This is a genomic window from Anabaena subtropica FACHB-260, from assembly GCF_014697105.1.
GTDB classification, from domain to species: Bacteria; Cyanobacteriota; Cyanobacteriia; order Cyanobacteriales; family Nostocaceae; genus Trichormus; species Trichormus subtropicus.
In genome coordinates this window covers 43,432-68,693 of the sequence record NZ_JACJRF010000012.1, presented here as the reverse complement: position 1 = coordinate 68,693, position 25,262 = coordinate 43,432, and the positions used below count along the sequence as shown (strand labels likewise).

General features: G+C 39.6%; 18 protein-coding genes. 5 read left to right on the top strand and 13 right to left on the bottom strand.

The features are described from left to right. Positions 1 to 3: 3 nt before the first annotated feature. The gene (locus tag H6G18_RS09510; protein WP_190406848.1) at positions 4 to 801 is read right to left on the bottom strand and encodes a lasso peptide biosynthesis B2 protein; all 798 of its coding nucleotides are present in this window, start codon (positions 799 to 801) and stop codon (positions 4 to 6) included. Positions 802 to 1,248: 447 nt separating this feature from the next. On the opposite strand from H6G18_RS09510, the gene H6G18_RS09505 reads away from it, so the two are divergent. Continuing rightward, positions 1,249 to 2,382: a pentapeptide repeat-containing protein gene (locus H6G18_RS09505; RefSeq protein ID WP_190406847.1), complete on the top strand. Its 1,134-nt coding sequence runs from the start codon at positions 1,249 to 1,251 to the stop codon at positions 2,380 to 2,382. 97 nt (positions 2,383 to 2,479) lie between these two features. Here the strand turns inward: H6G18_RS09505 and H6G18_RS09500 are convergent, their stop codons facing one another. After that, the gene (locus H6G18_RS09500) at positions 2,480 to 2,659 is read right to left on the bottom strand and encodes a hypothetical protein (RefSeq protein WP_190406846.1); all 180 of its coding nucleotides are present in this window, start codon (positions 2,657 to 2,659) and stop codon (positions 2,480 to 2,482) included. Positions 2,660 to 2,781: 122 nt separating this feature from the next. Between H6G18_RS09500 and H6G18_RS09495 the strand changes: the two genes are divergently transcribed. Then, entirely contained in the window at positions 2,782 to 4,623 is a 1,842-nt protein-coding gene (locus H6G18_RS09495) for an ABC transporter ATP-binding protein (RefSeq protein WP_190406845.1), read from the top strand. Positions 4,624 to 4,659: 36 nt separating this feature from the next. On the opposite strand, the gene H6G18_RS09490 is transcribed toward H6G18_RS09495, so the two are convergent. The 5 genes from H6G18_RS09490 to H6G18_RS09470 all read right to left on the bottom strand — a co-directional run bounded on the left by H6G18_RS09490 (position 4,660) and on the right by H6G18_RS09470 (position 17,487). Further along, positions 4,660 to 4,995 (bottom strand): DMT family transporter, encoded by a 336-nt coding sequence (locus H6G18_RS09490; protein ID WP_190406844.1) that lies wholly within the window; start codon positions 4,993 to 4,995, stop codon positions 4,660 to 4,662. Positions 4,996 to 5,013: 18 nt separating this feature from the next. Next, positions 5,014 to 5,589: a YqeG family HAD IIIA-type phosphatase gene (locus H6G18_RS09485; protein ID WP_190406843.1), complete on the bottom strand. Its 576-nt coding sequence runs from the start codon at positions 5,587 to 5,589 to the stop codon at positions 5,014 to 5,016. 73 nt (positions 5,590 to 5,662) lie between these two features. Beyond that, a complete protein-coding gene (locus tag H6G18_RS09480) occupies positions 5,663 to 6,637 on the bottom strand; it encodes a decaprenyl-phosphate phosphoribosyltransferase (RefSeq protein WP_190406842.1) in 975 nt (324 codons plus the stop codon). 332 nt (positions 6,638 to 6,969) lie between these two features. Continuing rightward, a complete protein-coding gene (locus H6G18_RS09475) occupies positions 6,970 to 12,276 on the bottom strand; it encodes an nSTAND1 domain-containing NTPase (RefSeq protein WP_190406841.1) in 5,307 nt (1,768 codons plus the stop codon). Between the two features lie 69 nt (positions 12,277 to 12,345). Beyond that, a complete protein-coding gene (locus H6G18_RS09470; protein ID WP_190406840.1) occupies positions 12,346 to 17,487 on the bottom strand; it encodes an nSTAND1 domain-containing NTPase in 5,142 nt (1,713 codons plus the stop codon). A 509-nt stretch (positions 17,488 to 17,996) separates the two neighbouring features. Between H6G18_RS09470 and H6G18_RS09465 the strand changes: the two genes are divergently transcribed. Continuing rightward, the gene (locus H6G18_RS09465) at positions 17,997 to 18,212 is read left to right on the top strand and encodes a hypothetical protein (RefSeq protein WP_242040258.1); all 216 of its coding nucleotides are present in this window, start codon (positions 17,997 to 17,999) and stop codon (positions 18,210 to 18,212) included. Positions 18,213 to 18,367: 155 nt separating this feature from the next. On the opposite strand, the gene H6G18_RS09460 is transcribed toward H6G18_RS09465, so the two are convergent. The 5 genes from H6G18_RS09460 to H6G18_RS09440 form a co-directional block, all read right to left on the bottom strand. After that, the gene (locus tag H6G18_RS09460) at positions 18,368 to 19,348 is read right to left on the bottom strand and encodes a metal ABC transporter solute-binding protein, Zn/Mn family (RefSeq protein ID WP_190406902.1); all 981 of its coding nucleotides are present in this window, start codon (positions 19,346 to 19,348) and stop codon (positions 18,368 to 18,370) included. Positions 19,349 to 19,420: 72 nt separating this feature from the next. Further along, positions 19,421 to 19,696, bottom strand: coding sequence for a hypothetical protein (locus H6G18_RS09455; RefSeq protein WP_206757210.1), 276 nt, complete (start codon positions 19,694 to 19,696; stop codon positions 19,421 to 19,423). Between the two features lie 73 nt (positions 19,697 to 19,769). Continuing rightward, positions 19,770 to 20,042: a hypothetical protein gene (locus tag H6G18_RS24705; RefSeq protein ID WP_242040257.1), complete on the bottom strand. Its 273-nt coding sequence runs from the start codon at positions 20,040 to 20,042 to the stop codon at positions 19,770 to 19,772. 152 nt (positions 20,043 to 20,194) lie between these two features. Beyond that, positions 20,195 to 21,256 carry a WD40 repeat domain-containing protein gene (locus H6G18_RS09445; protein ID WP_190406836.1) on the bottom strand — a complete coding sequence of 354 codons (1,062 nt, stop codon included), beginning with the start codon at positions 21,254 to 21,256 and terminating at the stop codon, positions 20,195 to 20,197. Positions 21,257 to 21,381: 125 nt separating this feature from the next. Further along, on the bottom strand, positions 21,382 to 22,353 hold the full coding sequence (locus tag H6G18_RS09440) for a CobW family GTP-binding protein (protein ID WP_190406835.1): 972 nt from the start codon (positions 22,351 to 22,353) through the stop codon (positions 21,382 to 21,384). 282 nt (positions 22,354 to 22,635) lie between these two features. Between H6G18_RS09440 and H6G18_RS09435 the strand changes: the two genes are divergently transcribed. Continuing rightward, positions 22,636 to 23,139, top strand: a complete 504-nt coding sequence (locus H6G18_RS09435) for a phosphate-starvation-inducible PsiE family protein (RefSeq protein WP_190406834.1) — start codon at positions 22,636 to 22,638, stop codon at positions 23,137 to 23,139. 374 nt (positions 23,140 to 23,513) lie between these two features. Next, positions 23,514 to 24,665, top strand: a complete 1,152-nt coding sequence (gene nifV, locus H6G18_RS09430; RefSeq protein ID WP_190406833.1) for a homocitrate synthase — start codon at positions 23,514 to 23,516, stop codon at positions 24,663 to 24,665. Between the two features lie 15 nt (positions 24,666 to 24,680). Here the strand turns inward: nifV and H6G18_RS09425 are convergent, their stop codons facing one another. Next, on the bottom strand, positions 24,681 to 25,193 hold the full coding sequence (locus H6G18_RS09425) for a hypothetical protein (protein ID WP_190406832.1): 513 nt from the start codon (positions 25,191 to 25,193) through the stop codon (positions 24,681 to 24,683). Positions 25,194 to 25,262: the final 69 nt, after the last annotated feature.

Sequence of the window (25,262 nt, the reverse complement as noted above, 5' to 3'; positions counted from 1 at the left end):
CGTTTAGGAATATCTGACAACTGGGATAAAGGGTTGACAATGAGCTGATTCATCCGTCACAACTAAGCCATGACACTCAACCCAGGCGTGGACTTGAAACGGATAGCGATCGATGCCGATAACTAAAGTTGCAGGTAACCCGTAAAAAGTACGGAGAAGATGATAACCAACTAGTGCGCGTTCTTTACAGACCATTGGTAAGAAAAGTTTACTAGCAGCAGCTTCCCGCACCATTTGATCTACTGTTTCAATGACATCTGTTGTTACTGTGGTGTCAGTTGGTGATATTGCACGATGCCAGTGCTGCCACAATGAGAGAGTATGACTCCATCCGAGTAGACGAAAACTGAGCCAACTTAAGCTTAACAATAGCTCAACTGTCAGGCGATCGGGAGTTGGTTCAGGGTTGACTAAATTGCGAAAAATTGCGCTGACTGTTTTTAAGAGCGAAAGTAAGATTTTGTTAAAAATTTTATTGGTTCTTATTAAACAAGAATGTATCAAATTAAATAAGTAATTATCCGTTTTAATTTCGGTAATAAATAGCTTTTTTTGCTCTAAATCCTGTAAGAGTTTATTCAAGTCAGATCGAAAATTTTCTTCAGTTACTTCATGGATTTTAGTTAGTTCGTTAACCGCATCTTCTACCCCTTTTTCTAGTACAAGTAGCACCATTAATGTAGCAATTTCATCCAGCCCATAAAACTGTCCGCGCTTAAAGTCTAAGATTTGGGCGAATCCATCTTGCAAAAATAGAAATACATCCCGATTAAGGCTGTAAAAACTGCCGTTTTCACCCATCAATATTGTCCTTATCTTTGCCTAGCTACTGTTTTCAATCTTATCTATTTGTTATTTGTAGATGTGTTAGTAAACTATAACGACCATATTTTAACTGAATTTTATTTAGTTGACTTCATTCTTTAAGAGGATGTTGTAAAAATAAAAATCAGTTGATTTCATTCTTTAAGAGGATTTTTTAAAATTCAACCTGAATAAAAATCATGTAAGTTGTCGAACCATAATACGTGTCATGGCAACATAAATAAAACAGTCTCCGAAGCCCCTAATTTTAAAATATTCTCTCAATTAATGTAAGCAATAAGTTTATTTTTGTGGATGCTATACCTAACATAAAATAGCATTAGTAAAAATAAGAATTGAGATTTATTTTATCGCCAATCCATCAATAATCATGATTCAAGTTAAAGTAGAGTATTTACTTTTGATAAAACAAGGGTGATTTTTATGAAAAGCAAAGACAGAAATACAAAAATAAGTGATGAAAATAATGAATTTGATGTTTTTGTTTCATATGAAGAATCAGAGCCAGATATTAGTTCAAAAACAAAGCGAAAAACACCAAATAAATATTGTGAATGGATTAAAAAAATAATTTCTAATAATGTAAAAGGAATAAGTTTAATTGCTGTGTTACCTATAATAGCGACTGTAGTAGGTAATTACATTTCTCAACAGCGATATTATGATGAGTTACTAGGTAAATACTTGGAATTAATGGAAAAATATTTGATTCAAGATAAGTTATATGTTAATTATCTGGAGATGGATCATATTGAGAAGGAACACCTTAATACTAATGACGAGGAGAAAAAGAAAGATTTTCAAAAAGATTTTCAGCAGAGACAGGCTGAATTTTTGCAAGCAAGAAATCTTGCACGCTCTACAACGGAAAATATGTTGCGTTCTTTCAGCAGAAATGATGGTATTTGTTTACCTATAAATAGTTTTCCTATTACTATAGAGACTTTTCCGGGAAATAACGAGTATCTTATGATAAATCCCTGTATTCCTGGAACTACAAAAAATCCAGAACGACGACAACTCTTACTATCTTTTTTGAGTGAAGCAGGATTAGGTTTCAAGAATATAGTTGATGGAACAATACCAAAAGAACCGTCGCAATCTTTTTTAGAAGGAATTTATCTTGGTAGTTTGCAAAACAATAAGGGACTCAACTTAGAAGAAATTAACTTATCAAGAGCTATCCTCAGAAATGCTAATTTAATATATGCTAACTTGATAGGGGCAAATCTGACTAGTGCCGATCTGACAAGTTCTCGTCTTCATTATGCTATTCTGCCTAGTGCATATCTGACTGATGCAAATCTTACAGATGCCCGTCTTGATTATGCCAATCTGGAGAAGGCTAGATTCATAGATGCTAATCTTAAACGCGCCAATCTTACACGCGCTAACCTTCAAGGTGCCGATCTTACACGCGCTAACCTTAAAGATGCCGATCTTACACGCGCTAACCTTAAAGATGCCGATCTCACAGACGCTAACCTTAAAGATGCCAAGCTTTGCAACACTATCCTACCTAATGGCAAGATATCTGATTGTCCAAAGAATGAATGATTCATGAAAATTTTGTAGTTGCGCTTAAATGTCATAGCGCAGCTACAAATTATGACATTATCTTTAGTTTAATTTTGTCAATTCCTCAGATGAAAAATTAACCTCTGTAATATAAAGCACCAATAGGCCCGTCAACCATACTTCCTGAGTTGTACGCTTGAATCTGTTCGAGAGAACCAAGAGAGTAAATCTTAGGTTGACGATAGGGAAGTGGTTTATCGGTGTTGGTTAGCTGTCTTAGTAGCTCTGTTGAAAACTCTAAATTTTGCTTGAACATAGTAACAAAGTTGAAAGTTTCTACAACTCTATTGTGGATCATTTGAAATAAATTGAACGATAGATTCAAGAATATTTATTGTCAATTAGAATATTTAAATAAAAGACATTATTTAACCTTGAGTGCAACCGAGCCAACCCAGCCTACTTCAAACTTTTCGGCGTAGCCTGCTGTTAGTAATTCAGTCAGCATCTACTGAGTTACGCACTCTGATATTGTTAACTCTCATTAGTGGTTTCAGTCCAGCAATTTCACTGTTTCTCAACAAAATTATTATTGACCAAATCTCCCATTTATTAGGGAAATATACAACAGTAAGCTCACTCGTTCTTATCCTACAAGAGCCACCTTTACTTTGGAGCATTGGTGGATTAATATTACTTAATTTATTAACCGAATCAATAAACGGGATAACCAACTTTGTTTTTTCTTCCCTGCGCGATCGCGTGCAAGGTTGCGCTCAAAAGATGGTGCTGGATAAAGTTGCTAATTTTACAGATATCGCCTTATTTGAAACACCCGAATTATTGAACTTGGTACAACTGGCAGAAACAGGAATAGAACGGCTTAAGGAACTATCCTTGCTTGTAATTACAACTTTGCATGGTTTTTTTATTTTAATTCCCGCTATTTTGCTCTCTTGCTCAATTGCTTGGTGGATACCGTTAATTTTATTTACCTCTGCTACACCAGCGATTTATGTGGAATTGACTTACCGCAAAAAAAGCTGGGAAGTCGAAGAAACTCAGGCGAGTCTTGTCCGCCAAATGAACTTGCATCGGGATGTCTTAGTGGGTGAAGCTTATGCCAAAGAATTACGCTTATTTCAGCTACAACCTTTATTGCTGACTCGGTGGCAAAGTCTTTTCAATGCTATGTTTAAATCGATGCAGCAAATCCGCAAAAAAGGGACAGTGCTGGTAATTTCTTGGTCAATGGTGAATGGATTAGGAACCGCTTTACCCTACATTTATGTTGTTATCGGAGCATTACGCGGAGTTTATACTTTAGGAGATTTAGCACTGTATGCAGGTTTAATCTTACAAGTGCGCCAGAGTTTATTTTTACTGATTAATAATGGATCTAACTTGTATGATGTGGTTTTGGGTACTCGTCCGATTTTCCAATTATTAGAACTAAAGCCGAAATTGCAGTTATCGTTAGCCTCAAGGGAGGATACTGCGGCTAATTTGTCGTTGACAAAGCAACAGGGAATCGAAATCAAGAACTTATCTTTTGCTTATCCTGGTAGCGACAGCAAGATTCTGGACAACATCAACCTCACAATTCAGCCGCAGCAAATGATCGCCTTAGTTGGGGAAAATGGTGCGGGGAAAACAACTCTGGCTAAGTTACTCTGTCGCCTGTACGATCCAAGTAGTGGCGAGATTTCTTGGAACGGACAGGATTTACGCGAAATTGACTTGGCACAGCTATACTCACGCCTGGCTGTGGTGATGCAAGATTACGCTCGATTTCCAGCTACAGTGTGTGAAAATGTCGGTTTTGGGTACTTACCTGCACTACAGGATGTGAACGCCATCCAAGAGGCGCTGAGGGTAGCAGGAATTGCCAAAGCAGTGGACAATCTGCCGCAAGGCTTAGAAACACTATTAGGTAAGCAATTAGTAGGTGGGGTAGACTTATCGCAAGGACAGTGGCAAAGAATAGCGATAGCTCGTGCGCTGATACGATTATCCTCAGCACAACTATTAATTTTGGACGAACCTACAAGCGCACTCGATCCGAAAACCGAGCATGAAATTTACCAGCTTTTACGTACCATTGCTACTAATAAAATGACTGTTGTCATCAGTCATCGTTTAGCTTTATGCAAACTGGCAGACCGGATTATTGTGTTAGAAAATGGCAAGATTATAGAAACAGGAAGTCATGAGGAATTAATAGCAAGAGGCGGACAATATCATCTCATGTTTAATCGGCAAGCAAGTAGTTACCAGTAGCCTGAACTTGTGATTTGGCTTTGCTTGAGAAGTAGCTTATTGTTTAGCTAAGGCGATCGCACTAATTCCACTCAATAGCAAACCTATTCCTATCCATTGGGAAACTAAAACTTTTTCTCGCAAAACTACAGCGCCAGCTATTGTAGTCAAAACAATAGTTAATCCAATCACTACTGGATAAGCTATGGATAAGTTTAATTTTCCTAAAACCAATACATAGAAAATTGTACTTAAGCCGTAGCTACATATTCCACCTATTAAATAAACATTTAAAGGATTTTGTCCTGCACCTAATTTCAATAAAGTTTGCGCTATTGTATTTAAACTTACTGTAATTAGAATTAATAAAGCAAAAACAATGGGATTATTCATAATAGTCTACTAAGCCGTTTACAAAAAGATTTTATAACCAAAAGCCCCCTCGAAATCCCATAATTCTTTACCACTGGGGTAAGGTATCTGTACCCATTTACCTGCTAGTTTTTCCCACCATCGGGGGGGGTGCGGTAAACTGGCAACTTGAATGCAACGACATCCACAAAGTTTTGCTCCTATCACATCGGTATGGAAACTATCACCAATAACTACGACATTTTTTGATGACAAACGCATCTGAGTCATAGCTTTGCGAAATGCTGGGGGAAAGGGTTTTTTGGCTGGACTGATGGCTTGAATATCAAGGCGATGTGACCAATATTTGACACGGTAGCGACGTTTTCCATTTGACAGGATAAACAGTTTTAAACCTGCTAACTTGGCTTCTGCAATCCAATCTTCTGCCCAAGGGGAAAGGTAGCGATCGTCTTCTGAGACAATAGTGTTGTCTAGGTCAAGGATAACGCCTCGAATACCAGCAGCTTTGAGCCAGTCAATTTTAATTTCACCTAGTGTAAGGATTTGTTTTGGTAATTTATCCAGATGTTCTGTGAAGGTTGAGTGATGCAATTTACTCAACCAAATTTTCATTTGCGACACGTCGCTTCGCTCCGAATTGTAAATTCAAAATGTCTATGGAAAGCGCAAGTACTAAAAAGGTAAATTATTGGATGATGCCCTGATTTTTTAGCCACAAAATTACAAAACAGGTGCATATCCAGCCAATGACTGTGAAGAGGATTCCTTTGTCTTTTAACAAGACTTCTTCTGGTCTTTCACTGCGTCCACCTTTTTCTAGATTCTCATCTGCGTCATTAGCAATTTCTTGGGGATCGCTGAGAAGTTGATAGCGGAAAATACCATACAGTACAAATGGTAGGGTTAGTAGCATCCAAGAAGTAGATGCACCATTCAAAACAGGGCCTGCACTCCACAGAGCATAAGCGAGGACTGTACCTGTGGTAACTACACTTTCCATGCGTCCTAACAAGGGTAAGGAGTAGCGTCTGAGTACCGCACGGAGTTTTGTTCCTTGAATTTGTGCCAAGCGCAATTCGGCTTTACGTTTTTCAATACCTAAAAATAACGCCAACATGGCTGTACAGAGGAGAAACCACGCTGATAAAACGATACCTGTAGCAGCCGCACCACCAAAAGCACGTAGAACAAAGCCAGTGGCGATCGCAATTACATCTAAGATGACTAAACGTTTTAGTTTTAGGTTATACGCAACTTGTAAGATGGCATAACCTGTAATTGCTGCTCCCAATTGTGGCGATCGCCACCAACTAATACTTAATGCACCACCCAGTAAGATCAACGCCATTCCTATGGCTACGGGAATACTGACAAATCCGGCTGCAATTGGTCGCTTGCACTTGACAGGATGCTGACGATCAGAGGCGACATCTGCAATATCGTTAATCAGATAAAAACCACTGGATGCAGAGCAAAATAGTATAAATGCAAACAATCCACCCAGAAAGGACTGGAGATTAATACTAAATGCAAATAATGGTGCAGCAAATACCACTAGGTTTTTTGTCCATTGTTTTGGACGCATAGCAGCTAGATGATATCCCAGGGAAGTAGTAATTAATAAGGAGCCTGCGGGCAAAGAATTGCGTCCAGTGTCCATAAATATTATTGTTTCCCAAAATTATTGGTTAAACTAAGTACGTAAGTTTTTTTACTAAGAAGATATTACTATTTTTGGACAATTTTTATCTAAAGAATAAAATAGTTTACTGAATCTTTAATAGATTTTCCTGAAATTTATACAGAGTCCGCAACTTTAGTTAAGTAATTGTCGTAAAAAATAATACTTATATAATTAGTTTGGGTGAATAAATATTAAGCACTTTTACCAGGAGAAACAAGTTTGCTTAAGTGGTACTGAGTTTTTTAAAAGATTCAAGATGAACTAAAGATAAATAAGGATTAGAGATTTTGATTAATTACTAGTTATTTCTAACAAATTGAGCGATCACCTATGGTGGGCGAAACGCCATCACCTGGGTTCACATTCCCGTTATGCTGGAGATAATCGGTGATGCGATCGCATCCTTGCTGCATTAAGTCATCTAAATCTAAATTCCACATCATTACCCCAGTATTTTCACCACCACTTACCAAAGCTTTACCATCGGGACTAAAGCTGACGGTGTTAATTTTACTCGGATGTCCTAAGAGGGTTTTGAGTAATCTAGCGTTGGTAATATTCCACAGTTTGATGGTGTTGTCAGCACTAGCAGAAGCTAAAATTTGACCATCTGGACTGAAACTCAGGCTAGTTACACCATCAGTATGTGCGGTTAAGTTATTGATTAGTTTTCCATCTGGCACTTGCCACAGTTTGATGGTATTATCCCAACTGGCAGAGGCGAGAATTTGGCTATCTGGGCTAAATTTTACGGAGGCGATCGCTAAACCATGACCAGTTAAATTTTTGACTAAATTTCCGTCTACTCCCCAAATTTTCACTGTATTATCAGCGCTACCAGATGCTAATAATTGACCATCTGGACTAAAACTTACGCTTGTCACTTCATCATTATGACCTGTTTGGATTCGTAATAATTTACCATCACTGACACGCCATATTTTAATCGTTTTGTCTGCACTTCCAGAAGCAAGAGTTTGATTATCGTGACTGAAACTAATACTTGTAACTCTATCTTGATGTCCAGTGAGTGTTTTGATTAGTTCCTGAGTTTGATTATTCCAAAGTTTAATCGTGTTATCAGCACTAGCTGTTGCTAGAATTTTACCATTATGACTAAAGCTCACCGCTTCAATAATATTTTGATTTGTTTTAATTGTAGACAGTGATAAGATAGATGATTTTGCTTTTTGCCAAATAGTAACTTTACCATCCCAACCCGCAGCAGCAAATTTTTTACCATCAGGGTGAAAGCTAATACTATTAACATGAGATGTTTGTGATTTATGATAATTTAACTGCCATAGTCTAACCGTTTTATCGCTACTGGCAGAGACTATGAATTTATTATCAGAACTAAAATTAACATCTCTAAATTGTGCGCCATTCCCTAAAACATTTTTTACTAATTGGCCGTTAATATGCCAAATTTTAATAGTACTATCAGCACCAGCAGAGGCTAAAATTTGTCCATCAGCATTAAACTGAATACTATTAACTTGTTGATTGTGTGACGCTAGAGATTGTAATAGTTTACCGTTAATTTGCCAGATTTTAATAGTTGTATCACCACTGGCTGAGGCAATCATATTACCATTGGGATTAAATTTCACACGAGTAATACGTCCTTTGTGTCCTGTGAAAGTTTTAATTAATTTACTGTCTAATGTCTGCCAAAGTTTTACTAGATTATCTTCTCCACCGGAAGCAATATGTTTTCCATCAGGGCTAAAAATTATGGAATTTACCCAACCGTTATGAGCATTCCAGCCATTAATTAAACTGCCATCAATTCTCCATAATTTTACAGTTTTATCCAAACTAGCAGAAGCTATAATTTTACTATCTGGACTAAAGGAAACATCAGTCACAATATCAGTATGTCCAGTAAAAGTTTTGATTAACTTCAGACATTTTTCTATACTCCTTAAAGTTAAACATGACGTATTAAATGAATAAAGTTTAATAGCAGGATCAGCACTAGCAGTAGCAAGATATTTGCCATTTGGACTAAAAGCAATTGCTGTTACTCTATTTTGAAATTCCTTGAGAGTAGTAATTAATTGACCTTTTATATCCCAGATTTTTATTGTATTATCATCACTAGCAGAAGCGATAATTTTACCGTTGGGGCTAAAACTAACGGCATTGACTTGTTGAGTGTGTTTTTGCAGACGATTAATTTCTTGAGTGTTCGCAATAGCTTGTTGAAAAGTCGCGGCTGTTGCTATTTGTATATCTCTTGTTGGTGCAAAAACTTGTCTAAGTTCTTTAGTAGCTTTGATACTAGCAATGATAGATTCTAATTGCTGATTAGATAAGATAAATGCCTCTGATGAAGCATTCAAAGCAGCTATTTCTCGCAACTGGGCGGCTCGTTTTTGCCAATAAGCAAAACCACCAAAACCACTAGCAGTAATTCCCAACACACTGATAATCGCTACAGCCCTTTGAGCTTGGCGGAGTCGCTTTTTTTGTTCTAGTTGTTGTTGTTGTCTGGCTTCTAAACAAGCGGCGATGAAGTTTTGGACATCTTGAGATAATTCATCAGTATATTTGACATAAAGCTCTTCTGCTTCTGCTAGGCGAATACCTTGTAATAAAAAATCTGGTTGCTGATGATGATGTTTCCACAACGCTGCTGCTTGTTCAATTTGACGTTGCGATCGCAGTCTACTACGATTTTCCTCCAACCACCAGCGCAAAGTTGACCAGTGGCGGATGAGGATTTCGTGGGCGACTTCTATTGTGACGGAGGATGAGGAAGTGGAGAGTGGTGGTTCTCTACGTTCGCAGAGCGTGTCGGAGACAGACGCTGCGCTCACTAACCTGGACTGGGGAGTGGGGGAGGATGTTTTACCTTTTCCTCTTGTCCACCATTCCTGAAAGTTTTCTAATGTTGAATTGATTGGTCCTTCTTCTTCCCTTGTCTCTTCTTCTAAATTCACTACCACCAACTTCGCCGTAGTTAACGCCAAGAGGGTTCTTTCGACTAATTCATCAGAATATTTCTTGACTACTAGTTCAGATTTCCATATTCTGCGTCTGGTGTCTTCTGTGCCTTCTCCTAACTGCGTCAGTGAGAGAAAAATCCAACGGGCGCATTCTTGCGCTTTTGAGTCTAAACTTTCGTAAATTTCCTGGGCTTTGCGTTCCAAAGCTCCTTTGATACCACCGATTTGCTGTTGATACGCCGCCAAGGTTAACTCACCTGCTTGGCGATGTTCCCACAACTGTTCTAAAACAAACTCTAACAGTGGTAAGTCTCCGGCTGAATGGTTTAACTCTTGCAAGAGAACTTCTACTAATCCGGGTTCTACTTTTAACGCCACTTGTTCTGCTGGGTTGATAATGACACGGCGATAGTCATCATCACTCAAGTTGGGAGGAACTAATACACTAGATTGTTGCAATAAACTAGCGAGTGCTGGTACTGCCAAGCAAGGGCTGATAAAATCTGCCCGCACAGTCACGACTACTTTGAACTTATCAGCAGCATATTCTACTGCTCCTAGTAGCAGTTCTAAAAATCGCTGTCTGTCCTCACTGGGTGCAAGGGTGAATAATTCTTCAAACTGGTCAACCACCAAAACTACCATCGGTTCTGGTCGGCTACGCAACCAGTAAACAAAGCCTTCTACGCCTTGGTAGAGCATGGCTTCTAAGAGGTTGTAGGGAGTGGGTGGAGATGAGGAAGATGGGGGGGAATAAGAATTGTTTTCTTGCTCCCCTGCTTTCACCTCTCCCAACCGTTGCGCCAAAGCTTCTAGGGGACGTGCGCCTGGGCGGATGCTTTTGATTAACCAGGAATCACTACCGGGTAGTTGTTTTCCTGGGCGGAGTTGAGCAATTAATCCTGCTTGGACTATGGAAGATTTACCACTACCAGACGCGCCCACTACAGCTAAGAATGGTTTGTGGGCTAGTCGAGAAATTAACTGTTGAATCAGGGATTCTCTACCATAGAAATATTGAGTATCTTCCTCGCCAAAGGCTTGTAAACCGCGATAGGGACAAATTTTTAAATCAAAGGCTACTGATTTTTGATTGCTACGTGCGCTAGTGATTGCAGGGATGATTTCAATTACGCCTTGTGTACCCGATAGCCATATATGTAGTGGTAGAGATGGGGTAGTTGGTGTTTGTGTTGCTAAATGGATTTGTAATTGAGTTATCCAAGTTGCTACTGATAAGCCAATAGGTGCAGAAGCGGCTTTTAAAGTTTCGATGAGTGCTTGGGCAAAAATTTCTGGGTTGTTTTTCGGACAAGCCGCTGCAATGATACACTGTCCTGTGTCTGAGCTAAGTTGTAAGTCTTCTACCCAATCTTGCAGATATACACTGTTTGTTTGGTCTGGACAATCTAAGATGATAATTTGTTGGGTGACAGAAGAACGGCGTAACTGTTGTTTTATCCAAGAACGACTCAACCAAATATCATCCAACAAAACTAATGCTGCTTCTCCTGTAGGTGTTTCCTCTAGTCGTCCACGCAGATATAACAAGACGGTGACTGGTTCTGTGGTTTTGTATTGTGGTAGTTGATTGTGAGAACGCAGGCATTCTTTAATTGTTTCGCGGATATTTTGGGTAGTTGTTGTTGTGGAACGGGTTAAATATTCTAAGGTGAAATTTCCAGATTTACCTAATATTTTACAAAAATCCAAAGCTACTTGAGAGCCGCTAATGCCCTCAATGATTAAGGCTTTTCTTTGTGTTAGAATCGGGGCGATCGCTCCCATTCTACCAATAATTAATTCCCCAATTCCTTCGACAATTCGCTTTGGTGTTTGCAGGGGATATTCGCTATAAAGTTCGGTATCTCCTTTACCTCGTTTCTGCTGGTTAATTAACCTTAATTGTTGATTGGTTTTATCTATATATTGTAATGTTTGATGATAAACATAACGATATAATCCGTCAGCAGAAATGACTCCCTGATGATCAGCCGCATCACCACGCAAGCCCCGCATTAAATAATAAGTAAATACCCCATGTCCCAGTTCGGGAAATTCCCATGATTGCTGGTCTGTGTCGCAAGATAGCAAAGCATAAAAGCCCTTACTATTAGCAGCACGTTGTTGTAAAACTGCTACTAATTGCGGTGTGGGATTTAAGCCTCGCAGTGTCATTCCCCCACTATGACAAGCATCGAGCCAAACTAACTGATTTTGGACACCGCTATTACTTAAAAATTGTAATAATTCTTGAACAGCCAACCCTGTATTTTCTAAGTCATCTTTTTGTGTATCGGCTAAACATAAATATGCTTGCTGAGTGTTTGGTTGTAGGACTCCATGACCAGAGAAATAAAATAAGATAGTGTCAGCAGGTTGGGCAGATGCAGTAATTTGCTGTAAACTGGTGCAAACATCAGCTAATAATGGTAAGTCTTTCGCAAAATCATGATGAATTTGAATTTGTTTTTGAGAAAATTGCTCTTGGGTTGCACTTGTTAAAGCCTCTGCCAATACCTGACAATCAATTGCTGAATAACGCAAGCATGGCAATTGCTGATCCTGGTATTCATTAACACCAACCAACAGTAACCACAGTTTCGGGGCAACGGTGTTTTTGGTTTGATTTAAACTACTAGTTGCAACAGCGCGGGGCATTTTAATTAGTCAATAGTCAATAGTCAATAGTCAATAGTCATTGGTCAGTTTTACCTTACTCCCTACTTGCTACTGTCCAAAACACAGTTGATACTCTTGTGTAGTTATATTAGGGTTGGTCGTGAGATAATTATGCAGGCGATCGCAAGCTTTGTTCAGTAAATCATCCAGATCCAGAGTTTGTAGTTCTATCCCTTCCATGTTCCAAAGTTTGAGTGTAGCATCCTGTCCACCCGAAACGAGGATTTTACCATCAGGACTAAAACTTACACTCTTGACACCACCGCGATGTCCTAAAAAAGTCTTGAGTAAAGTGCCATTACTAATATTCCACAGCTTAATTGTGCCGTCATCACTAGCGGAGGCTAAGGTTTTACCGTCTGGGGAAAAACTGACGTTATCAACTAAGTCTTTATGTCCTTGGAAGGTCTGGAGTAATTGACCATTTAAATTCCACAGTTTGATGGTTTTATCTTGACTAGCTGAAGCCAGAGTTTTACCATCGGGTGAAAAATTGACACTCCAGACACTAGCGCTGTGTCCTTGCAATGTTCTGATTAGCTTACCGTCTAAACTCCAAATTTTGATGGTTTTGTCGGCGCTGGTGGAGACAATAGTTTTGCCATCTCGACTAAATTTGATATCAGTTACCCAACCATTGTGGCCTTTCATAGTTTTCAGCAAGCCACCATCTACACTCCACAGTTTGATGGTTTTGTCAGTACCACCAGAAGCTAAAATTTGATTGTCAGGACTGAAACTCATACTAGCTATCCAATGACTGTGACCTGATAGGGTACGCAGCAAACGACCATAACGGTTGTAAAGATAGATAGTCTCGCCACTAGCCAAGGCTACTTTATTTTCGTCGGTGGTGAAACTCACGCTAGTAACGTTAGCAATGGGAGAGGAGAAGGTTTTGAGTAATTTACCTTGCAAACTCCAGAGTTTCATGGTGCTATCAGAACTCAGGGAAGCAATAGTATTAGTATTAGGGATGAATCTGACGCTATTGACACTATCGTTATGTCCATAAATAGTTTTTGGTAGTGTGAGATTGACATTCCACAGTCTGACAGTGTTATCATCACTGCCTGAGGCTAACATCTTGCCATCTGGACTGAAGCTTAAACTATTGACTTCATGGTTATGACCAGAAAAAGTTCCCAGCATATTACCACCACGAGACCAGAGGGTAATAGTTTTATCAGCGCTGGCGGTAGCAATCAATTGACCGTTGGGTGAAAAAATTACTTGCCAAACAGCTTGATTATGTCCCTCTAGAGTTCTCAGTAAAGTACCGTTACGACTCCAGAGTTTGACAATATTATCTGCACTAGCCGAGGCAATTATTTGTCCATCTGGGCTAAAACTCACACTTAAAACTTCTTTTGTATGGGATGGAATAGTTGTTAATAAACGACCGTCTAGACTCCACAGTTTAATTGTACCGTCATCACTGGCGGAGGCGATGGTATCACCTTCTGGTGAAAAACTGACACTCTTGACATTTTGGCTATGTCCGTTGAGGGTAAGTAGTAATTTACCTCCACGACTCCAAAGATTGATGGTACTATCATCACTACCAGAAGCGATAATCTTACCATTGGGTGAAAAGCTGGTGCTATTTACACTCTGATCATGTCCTTTGAGTGTGGTGATTAATTGACCATTGCGTTGCCAAAGTTTAATTGTGGTGTCTGCACTACCAGAGGCTATTATTTCACCGTCTGGGGAAAAATTGACACTGTTCACTCCATCATTATGACCTGCGAGAGTGGTGAGTAACTTGCCATCTCTACCCCAAAGATGGACGGTGTTATCGGCACCACCAGAAGCGATGATTTCACCATCAGGTGAGTAACTGACGCTAGTTACCCAAGAATTGTGTAGTAAACGGTTGTGTTCTTGGGTGCTGTAGACTGCTTGTTGGAGGATAGTTGCAGTTTGAGTGCGGGTATCTAAAGGGATTCCCAGCCTAATTTTTTGTACTTCCTTACCCGCTTGTACACTAGCCATCAGTGCTTCTAGTTGCTTGTGGGAAAGAAGAAAGTTTTCCGACAGGGAATTTAAAGCTTGGATTTCTTGGAGTTGGGCTTGTTGGGTTTGCTGGTAAGCAAAAACAGCTAAACCAAAAGCCGTCAAACCCAAAGTACTGATAATAGCTACCGCCCTTTGTGCTTGTCTGAGTCGGCTTTGTTCCTTGCGCTGCTGCCGTTGTCTTTCTTGCAGACAAGCTTCGATGAAATGTTGGACATCCCCAGATAATTCATCAGTGTAATTGAGATAAATGTCCTCGGCTTCTACTAGACGTATACCTTGTAATAAAAAATCAGGTTGTTGGTTATGTTGTTGCCATAAAGCCGCAGACTGTTCAATTTGTCGATGCGATCGCAATCTACTACGATTTTCCTCCAACCACCAGCGTAATGTTGACCAGTGACGAATTATCACTTCATGGGCTACTTCTACTGTGACCGAGGAAATGTTGAGTGCTGTGTGCTGAGTATTTGCTGAGGTTATTCCCTCTACCCCCTGCCCCCTGCCCCCTGGCTCTTGCCCCCACTCTCCATTCATCACTACCAACTTAGCAGCAGCCAATGCTTGCAGAGTCCTTTCTACCAATGCAACGGGATATTTTTTGACAATTAATTCTGATTTCAGTACCCGTCGCCGAGTATCTTCCGTCCCTTCACCTAACTGTGTCAGTGATAAAAAAATCCACCGCGCACATTCTTGGGCTTCTGGGTCTAAACTATCGTAAATTCCTTGGGCTTTCTTTTCTAATGCTCCTTTAATCCCACCCAGGTATTGCTGGTAAGCTTGTAAGGTAATGACACCATTATCTCGATATTCCCACAACTGTTCTAAGACAAATTCCAGTAGTGGTAAATCTCCTGGGGAATTATGTAACTCTTGCAACAGCACTTCCACTAATTCCGGGTCTACTGTTAACCCGACTTGTTCGGCGGGGTGAATAATAATCCGACGATACTCTTCTTGTGTTAAGCAAGGTGGTAGCAAAACACTAGACTGCTGCAATAGCTTCACCAAAGCCGGGATTTCTAAACAAGGAGCAATGAAATCTGCCCGTAAGGTAATAATTAATTTAAATTTATCTGGTGATGACTCCAGCGCCCCTAAAACTGTGTCGAGGAACTTCTGCCTATCTTCAGTAGAAGTAAGGGTAAATAATTCCTCAAACTGGTCTATTACCAACACTATCATCGGTTCGCTACGCTGATTTAGCCAATGAGTAAACCCTTGCTTACCTTGGGATAAAATCCCCTCCAGCTGCATTTGTTGGTAAACCTTTTCCCTTTCTGTACCGCTATCTACTAAACAGTGTGATAAATTTTCTAAGGGATTTTCTCCAGGGCGGAGGTTTCTCATCCACCATTCTTGACTCCCTGGTAATTGCTTACCACGCCGGAGTTGGGCAATTAAACCAGCCTGAACAATTGAAGATTTCCCGCTTCCCGATGCACCAACTATGGCAATAAATGATTTAGTTGCCAAGTCGGCTATGAGTTGTTGAGTTAGGGTTTCTCTACCGTAAAAATACTGGACATCTTTTTCTTGGAAGGCTTGCAATCCTCGATAAGGGCAAATACCTAAATCAACAGTGACATTTGAGTGATTACCCTTAGTGGCTATACTTGCGGGAATAATTTCAATTACGCCTTGTGTACCAGATAGCCAAATATGTAATGGTAATGTGGAGGATAGTTGCAATTGACTAATCCAAGCGGCAGCTGATAGGCTTGGTTGTGCTTGGGCTGCTTGTAGGGTAGAGTGTAGAACTTGAATGAATTGTTCAGGGTTTTCTGGTGATGGGGCAGCAGCTATGATACATTGTCCCTGCTCAAACCCCAGTTGTAAATCTTCTACCCAATCTTGTAAGGATATGTGACTGTGGTTGCCGAAAGGACTGTCTAAGATGATAATTTGTTGGGAGTAGAGCGATCGCCTCAATTGTTGTCTTAACCAAGAACGACTCAACCGGATATTTTCCCCCACTACTAACACAGGTTCACCATCTACGGTTTCGTCTAATCTTCCATGCAAATATAAAAGTACTGTGGCAAAACTTTCTCGGGAATTTTCTGTTTCTATGTCTCTGCTTTTTAAGCAATGCCCAATTATAGTCTGTAAGTCTTGACTAGTATGAGCTAACGGCCAATACTCAATCTCAAAACCTCCTACAGTCCCCAAAAGTTTACTGAAAGCCAGAGTCGTTTGATTAGTCGTCAGTCCTTCCACAATTAAGGCTTGTCGGGAATCGGGAGACACAACTAACGCAGGCTTGATTCCCAGAATTACTTCCCCCACACCTTCGACAATCCGCTTGGGTGTTTGCAATGGATATTCTGAATAAACTTTTGTATCCCCTCGGCTACGATTTTGTTGATTAATTAGCCGTAATTGCTGGTTAGTTTGTTCGATATATTGACGTGTCTGGTGATAAACATAACGATAAAGTCCGTCAGCATCAATCAAACCTTGTATGTCTGCTGCTTCACCCCGCAACCCCCGCATCAAGTAATAAGTAAATACTCCATGTCCTAATTCGGGGAATTCCCAAGACTGTTGATTGGTATCACAGGAAAGTAAGGCGTAGAATCCTTTACTCTGTTTTGCCCGTTGGCGTAATAACTCCACCATCTGGGGTGTAGGATTGGGCAAAGATGGTTGTGTGTTGTGACTCTTTGCACCCCTAAAGGTGAGACTACCGCTATGACAAGCATCCAACCAAACTAACTGCGTCTGTGCTTGACTGTCTCCTAAACATTGCAAAAGTTCTTGTAAACCTAAACCTGTGTTGAGTAAGTCGTCTGTTTGAGTATCTGCTAGACACAAAATCGCTTGTTGAGAATTTGACTCTAGCATTCCGTGACCAGAGAAGTAAAATAAAATCGTATCCTCTGGTTGAGCCGTATTAGTAACTTGGTTTAAACTTTGCCGGACTGTGGAGAGTGTCGGTAGTTGAGACGCAAAATCATGATATACCCACTCTGCTTTTTCGGGGAAACGCTCAGTTGCATCGGCTAAAGCTGTTGCTAAACCTTGACAGTCTACAGCTGAGTAACGCAATAAAGGTAGTCTTTCATCTTGGTATTGGTTAACTCCCACCAGCAACAGCCAAAGTTTTGCTTTCCCTGTTGCTAGGGTATGAGTTGAATGACTGGTAGCAACACCGAGTGGAGACATTTTTTAATTCAAAATACTCTACAAGAAACAAGCTGGAAAATTCAAAATTTCCTACAGGATGCAGGCTATAAAATTTCAGATTTTCCGACTGCTAACTATATGATTTTCCGACGCTTACTAATATTTTTGTACTACTTTGGCAATATGCGATAGTTTAGTCCTCCGAGGAGGCGATCGCCCAAAGCTTATATATCTACTATTTTCTATAACTCTGGTTTTCTTATAAATACCATATTGACATACCTCGGACTCTAATTGATTGAGTTTTTATACAGTTGTATACAATCCCCAAACAAAAAATTTCCCAAAACGTTAACAATAAAATATATTTCTGAATATAAGACTCCTATTTGATTTTTGCTGTTATTTAGACACACATCTAAATTGGTAAATATTTGTAATATTTAAGATTTTCTTTAGATTTAGTCGTGTAAGATTTTCTCTAAGATTGTTGATTGCATTTTCCTGTGTTGACAAGAAAGGGAAGGGTTGTTATGAAAGTTTGTCCGATGAACTCACAAATACTACGTCAAATTTGGTCTTTAGTTGAACAAACCCAGTCCAGTACTCTTCTCAAACTTAGTGATACAGATTTGGTCAAACAGTTGTTAATGCAGCTTGATAGCCAACAAGCTCTTAGCTGTGAAGAAATTAATTCCGTCAACAGTTACCTATTCTCTAGAACTAATTTAATCCGCGATTTAGCTATTGCACGATTGACATAATCGATTTAGATAGCACTCAAGTCTAGATTTTTGAACTTGTGCCTACATAGCAGTTCCAAATTACATTAGTTACAGTACACCTAGCCTCTAATTTTCACGAGATGTAACTAACTAAAACGAGAAATGCTGTATTATGTGTTTCTCAAGATTAAATACTACTTTTGGGCTTTTGGTTGAAATATCAAGTATGTTCCTCCTAAACCTTCAACAATTGTGCGTGTGTTAGCAACCATCATATTTTGGTAGGTGTCACCATCGCTTGTTGGTTCTCCTAATCCTTGAGTATATAATTGCCGTTCTGATAATTTTACTTCTGCCTCTGTAGCAACAGATTCCATTAGTCTGGAGGTGTCTGTCATATCTGCAAAAATTGTTAGTACGTTAGATTTTTGGACATATGCGGTCAAATTTTTTACTCGTTGATCTGTTGCTTGTGCTTCAGTACCAATAGTAGCGGAAGGAACGCCATAGGCTTTTGTATAATAATCTATGGCATTATAGTTTGTCACCAATCTACGCTTGTCTTGAGGGATAGTGGCAATCTTTAATTTTATCCAATTGTCTAACTGAGTTAATTCACTTTTAATTCTTATGGTATTGTCACTATAAATTGTGGCATTATTTGGTTCTAATTTCTTCAGGCTACTATTAATCACCTCCACTATCTTGATGGCGTTTTTAGGATTGTGCCAAACATAGGGATTGCTTACTTGACGAGAATTTTCGGGAAATTTTTGTGGTTGAGGAACTGCAATTTGACTCACCGCAATTTTAGGTGCAGAGTTCTTTGTAGCATTGATGAGCTTGATTAATTCTGGCTCAAGATTGTAGCCATTGTAGAATATCAAATTAGCTTGCTCAATAGCACTGCTATCTTCAGTTGTTGGTTGATAAGCCTGAGGTACTTGATTGGGGGGAATCAAGCAGATGAGATTAATAGTATTTTCTGCAATCTGTCTAGTTAAGTCACATAGTACACTGGTTGTGGCTACGACTTTGGGAAGATTTTCATCAACTACATTAGCAGTCTGAGTCAAGGACGTGCTTGTAATTTGATTTCTACAAGCAACAAATCCACTGGTAAAGAGAAGCAGAATAACTCGTAAAGAATTGTTTGCTAATAAATTTTTTGACATCATTTACTGCTGCTGGCTGAATAAAAATAGTGATGGTGTTCAGTCTGCCTACTTCCGCTTTTAGGGATAACTTCACTGATAAACCAATATATTGATTATATTGATAATAGCTTCTTCAGTCTTGATTGCTGGCAAAAATAGCTGATATTCCCACCCCTCTCCAGGCTGACTATCCCTCTTAGCAATATAATCTTGACGAACTTTGCCCTGATATTCTGGGTCAAATTTCGTGGGGTAATGTTCTACCATTTGCAGGGAATAAATACGAGCTAACCCATACCCAGTTATATATATTCCCAATAATCCAGCTACCAAGATACGCACGTTACTTATATCGCAACAAATCATACTTATTAAATCAAATAAATACACAATAAAGGCACAGCATTGCTGTGCCTCTAAAAAGTTATACTTTTTCACTTCAAAGATTATTGGTGGGTAACTTTCCTTGTAGCAACTGAAGTTTAGTCTGAACACAGCTAGAGCAGCTACAACCCAATTGATCGATGATAGGATTAGACGATTGATTTAAATGTGGGGTTGCCAATTCGGAGATTGGCTGCATGGATACTGCTGTAACGGCTGGTGTACTAGGTAAAGAGTTGATACTAACAGCTTTTGCTGGATTAGCTACCAGTAGGATAGATGCGATCAATACAGGACAGGCAAGCAAAACTAGTTTAACTAAGTACATAATTCACCAATAATTACTATTTCTGCTACAGCATAGCCAATTTATTAACTATCTTCAACTTTAGTTAATCAATAAACACTCTACACACAAGGAGATGGGGTATGAAACTTTCATCAAAAGCAACTGACTATTGACTACTGACACACACAGAATTAACTACGTCCAAATCCTTGACCCCGCAAAATCTTTGACCAGATGAGTAATTCTCCTTTTTCACCACCTGCGGCTAGTAGCTTACCTTGGGGATGCCACGCTAGGGTAGAAAATCCATCAGCAACACCTGTGAGAACTTGGGATACTTGCTTGGCTTTGTTCCACAAACATAACCAGCCATCAGTTGCAGCTGAAGCGAGTAAAAAACTTTTAGGTGCAAAGGCGATCGCATTAATCACACCCACATGATTAGTCAAAACTCGCGCTTCCCACCCCATGTCCTCATCTTCTAACTTTTCCCAAACAACAATACCTTCCACGCTGGAAGACGCTAGTATTGGCGCACCTAGTTTGGTAGTTGCTTCTGACCATGCTAGTTGGCGAATCTTCCCAGGAAAGCCACGCATTACCCAAGGGTCGGGATTATTCCATTCCAAAACAGTCACACTACGATCCATATTGCCAGAAGCCAGGAATTTACCATCAGGCGACCAGGCCATAGCCACACTCACCGTAGGCATATTTAGAATATATGGTTCTTCGTTCCAGTCTTGAGCGTGCCAAATTTTGGCTCCCTTATTACCACCAATCGCTAGGTATTTGCCATCAATACGCCAATCAATACTCAATGCGGATGAGTCGGCAAAATTCAGCGTGGTGATCACCTCATTAGTATCAGCATCCCAAACTTGTACATTACGCCCTAAACTAAAAGCCAATTGGTTACTAGCGTGACTCCAAGCCAGCTTGTCCACCCACGCAGGTACATTTTCTAAAGTGGCGATTAATTCCTGTTCCCGCCAAATTTTCACCCGTCCATCTTGTCCACCAACGGCTAAAAACTTGCCATCGGGGGAGAAAGCAAGACAATCTACAGACTGGCCATGACCAGTTTGCAGCGTTGTTAATTCACCATTTTGCCAAAGTACTACTTCCCCAGCCGCCGAACTTGCGGCTAAAATATCTCCTTGTGGACACCAGGCGATCGCAGTTACATATTCTGCCAGTGTCCCTGAATAGTGTTCTTCAAATTCCTTAGTTTTGCTGGTTGTTAAATCCATAAGTATATAGAGAGGCTAGAGGTTGGAGGTTGGAGGTGAGAGGCTAGAGGTGAGGGTTTGAGAATCTGAACATCTAATAACTAGTTTCTATTCCCTAGCCTCTAGTCCCTACTCCCTAGTCTCTTTTAGACTAGACAAGCGAGAAAATCTTGCTTAAGTTGGGCTTCATCTAGGTTACGACCGATAAAAACTAGTTCGTTTTTGCGTTTTTCGTCTGTTTTCCAAGGGCGATCGGGTCTACCATCAAATATCATGTGTACCCCTTGGAAGACAAATCTATTATCTTCCCCAGCAATGTTTAATATGCCCTTCATCCGGAATATATCCGGGCCTTGGGTACGCAATAATTCTGAAAGCCAAGCGTTTAATTTTTCCCCATCCAGTTCGCCATCTTTTACTAAAGCCACAGAAAAAACAGTATCATCATGTTCGTGGGCATCTTCACCTAAAAAATTTGGATCTATTTCCAAGGCTCGATCTAAATCAAAGGCTTTCACACCCAACAACGCATCCATTGTTAATTCTGAATTGCGAGTACGGTAGATTTTCGCCATCGCATTCATCGACCTAATCCGCTTTTCTAATTCATCTAATTCTGCTGGTGTGACTAAATCAGTTTTATTAAGTAAAATTACATCAGCAAACGCAATCTGTTCTTGAGCTTCGTCTGCATCCCAATGTTGCCAGATATGCTTGGCATCTACCACTGTCACTACTGCATCTAAAGACAGTTGGCTTTGCATATCTTCATCCACAAAGAATGTCTGAATTACTGGTGCAGGGTCAGCCAATCCAGTAGTTTCAATTACTAAGTGGTCAAATTTATCACGGCGCTTCATCAAATTATTAATGATGCGGATCAAATCACCGCGAACTGTACAACAAATGCAGCCGTTGTTCATTTCAAAAATTTCTTCATCTGCATCAATAACTAATTGGTTATCAATGCCTACTTCTCCAAATTCATTAACGATCACAGCAACTTTTTTGCCATGCTCGTATGTGAGAATGTGATTGAGTAGGGTTGTTTTACCTGCGCCTAAATAGCCAGTCAAGACAGTAACGGGAACTGAATTGGTAATTACGTCAGCCACCATACTATAAAAGCCTCTAATCTTACCATACGGATAATCATTATCACCTATGATAAGTCTTTTTATATTTTTAGGCGAATCTTATCATATTGAACAGGTTTTTCCCTACTCCCCACCCACGCAAGTCAAGTCAGGAATCTCATAGGATTACTATATATGCGCTGAGTCTTATAAAAATTGAAAGCTCTTGCGTTTTTTCTCTCTACAAGGTGTAAATTGTTATAAAAATTATTTTTTCAATTGCATATCATAAGAATAGATAATTCATAATTCTCCAGAGAATTTATGCCTAAAAGAATAATTACGAAAATAAATAGTTGGTTCAATAGAGATAGAATTGTCAGCAATCTAGAAATTTTTCAAGATATTATTGTTATCTCTCTTTGTGTAGGCTTATTTTGTGTAATGCTCATTCGTCTGGGTGATATGTTTTTGTCATTTTTGCGTCCATTAGATTTACGAGAAGTAACATCTGATATCTTGTTTATTTTGATTCTAGTAGAACTGTTTCGTTTGTTAATTGACTACTTACAATCACAAAAAATATCAGTAGGAGCCGCAGCAGAAATTACGATAGTTTCTGCATTGAGAGAAGTAATTTTACGTGGCGTATTAGAAATTCCCCGTGATCAAATCATAGGTATTTCTATATTTTTATTAGTTTTAGTAGGAATTTTAATGGCTCTGCCTTGGATATCCAGCTTTTTTAAACATATTAGAATTACTGATTATGAAAATATAGAAGACATTACAGAATTAGTATCAGAAAAATCTCTAAGCACAGATTAAATAGGAGATTAAGTAGCCAGAAATTAATAACCTCTGAGAATGGCGATCGCTGCAATTTCCAGAGGTTATTTATACATTAAAAATCAAATACTATAGATGAGATATTATGTTCACAGTGTGCATAATTGAATAGAGGTGATATGTTAAGACTTACATCTAGTCAAAAAATCAGACTTTGTGTAAAACATTGACTAATTTGTTGTACCAAATGCTGTGGCTTAACTAATTAAGTGTTTGGCTGTGGTACTGAAAATTTTTGCTCAATGTGAGTTAGCAATTTATTGACTTTTAAGGTATTCTGTTTCAGATTCCTTTGGTACTTAGCCGGACTCAGGCGAATAATCTACCTCTGTTTCTTCGGAGACACTTTGCCAATGAATAAAACTCTAATTAATGACACTACACTACGTGATGGAGAGCAAGCAGCTGGTGTTGCTTTTAGTGTAGAGGAAAAAATAGCGATCGCCAAATTTCTCGACGCTATCGGCGTTCACGAAATCGAAGTAGGAATACCCGCAATGGGTAAAGCAGAACAACAGGCGATCGCAACTATTGTTAACTTGGATTTGCAAGCACAACTACTAGGTTGGAACCGTGCTTTAATTTCCGATATCCAAGCTTCCGTCAGTTGTGGTTTACAGCGAGTACATATCTCTGTCCCCGTTTCTGCAATCCAAATCGCTGCCAAATTTCAAGGACAATGGCAAGTAGTTCTACAAAAACTCCGAGAAAGCATCAGTTTTGCAGTTGATCGGGGTTTGTTTGTATCCGTTGGTGGCGAAGATTCATCCAGAGCCGAAGAAAACTTTCTCCTTGATGTCGTCCTGGCTGCTCAAGAATGGGGTGCATCAAGATTTCGCTTTTGTGACACAGTAGGTATTCTCGACCCTTTCGCCACTTATGCCAAGGTAAAACACTTGGTAACATCCTTGGCGATACCTGTAGAAATGCACACACATAATGACTTTGGTTTAGCTACAGCCAATGCTCTTGCCGGTATTAAAGCAGGAGCTTTATCAGTAAATACTACTGTTAATGGATTAGGTGAAAGAGCTGGTAATGCTGCTTTAGAAGAAGTGGTTATGGCTCTTAAGCACTTGTATCACTACGATTTGGGGATTGATACACGGCGTTTACTAGAAATATCTCAACTCGTAGCATCAGCATCAGGTTATGGTGTACCTCCTTGGAAAGCGATCGTCGGTGAAAACACCTTTACTCATGAATCAGGGATTCATGCTCATGGTGTACTACAAAATCCCCATACTTACGAACCGTATGCACCAGAAGAAGTAGGTAGAGAGCGCCGTTTAGTTGTAGGTAAACATTCTGGCAGGCATCTATTATCTAGCGTATTGCAGCAACATGGTATTATCCTCAATAACGAAGAAACCCAATCTGTTCTAGATGCAGTCAGACAAGAATCAGTAGAAAAAAAACGTAGTCTCACTCCCCAAGAACTTCTAGATTTAGTACGGGTACAACAACATTCCCTCGCTACTATGGCAATCAAGTCGGATTGCTAAGTGATTAACTTGGTTCTAATCACTTCCACCCCAAGTCCAGGCCGGATTACCATTCTTTAAACTGTTGTTGAGAACGACTAGGGGATAATCATTAGGATCAAAGCCACCTGCCAAATCTAAGATAAAGTAAACCTTACCTTTAACAAAGTGCATCCGTAAGTAATTAATGTTTCCAGAGTAGTCTTGTCCATCAACCTTAGTCATGCCAGCAGATCCCACGCATTTGGCATATCTTGGTTTGAGTTTCCCGACCCATGTAACGCTAAAATTATTACTTGTGAGAACTGAGATGTTACTAGCATAGGTATTCAGGTTAACAGAGCCATCTGTAGTAAAACTGCCTTCTTGATAAGGACGGGGTTTTTCAGTAACAATTACTGTGTCTGGACAAGTTTGTTTTTGCTCGTTGGTGCTATAAACTTTTAGCTCAATTTTCTGTAAGTTATTTTGTGCAGAGGCGCTTAAGTTGGACAAAAGCGGTAGCAACGCAATACTTGCGCTGATAATCAAAAGTCGAAACGAAATCATAATTTTCTACTCAATAGCTGACATAATATTAGAAATACACTGAGTCAGTACCAAATTTCAGGCAATAGT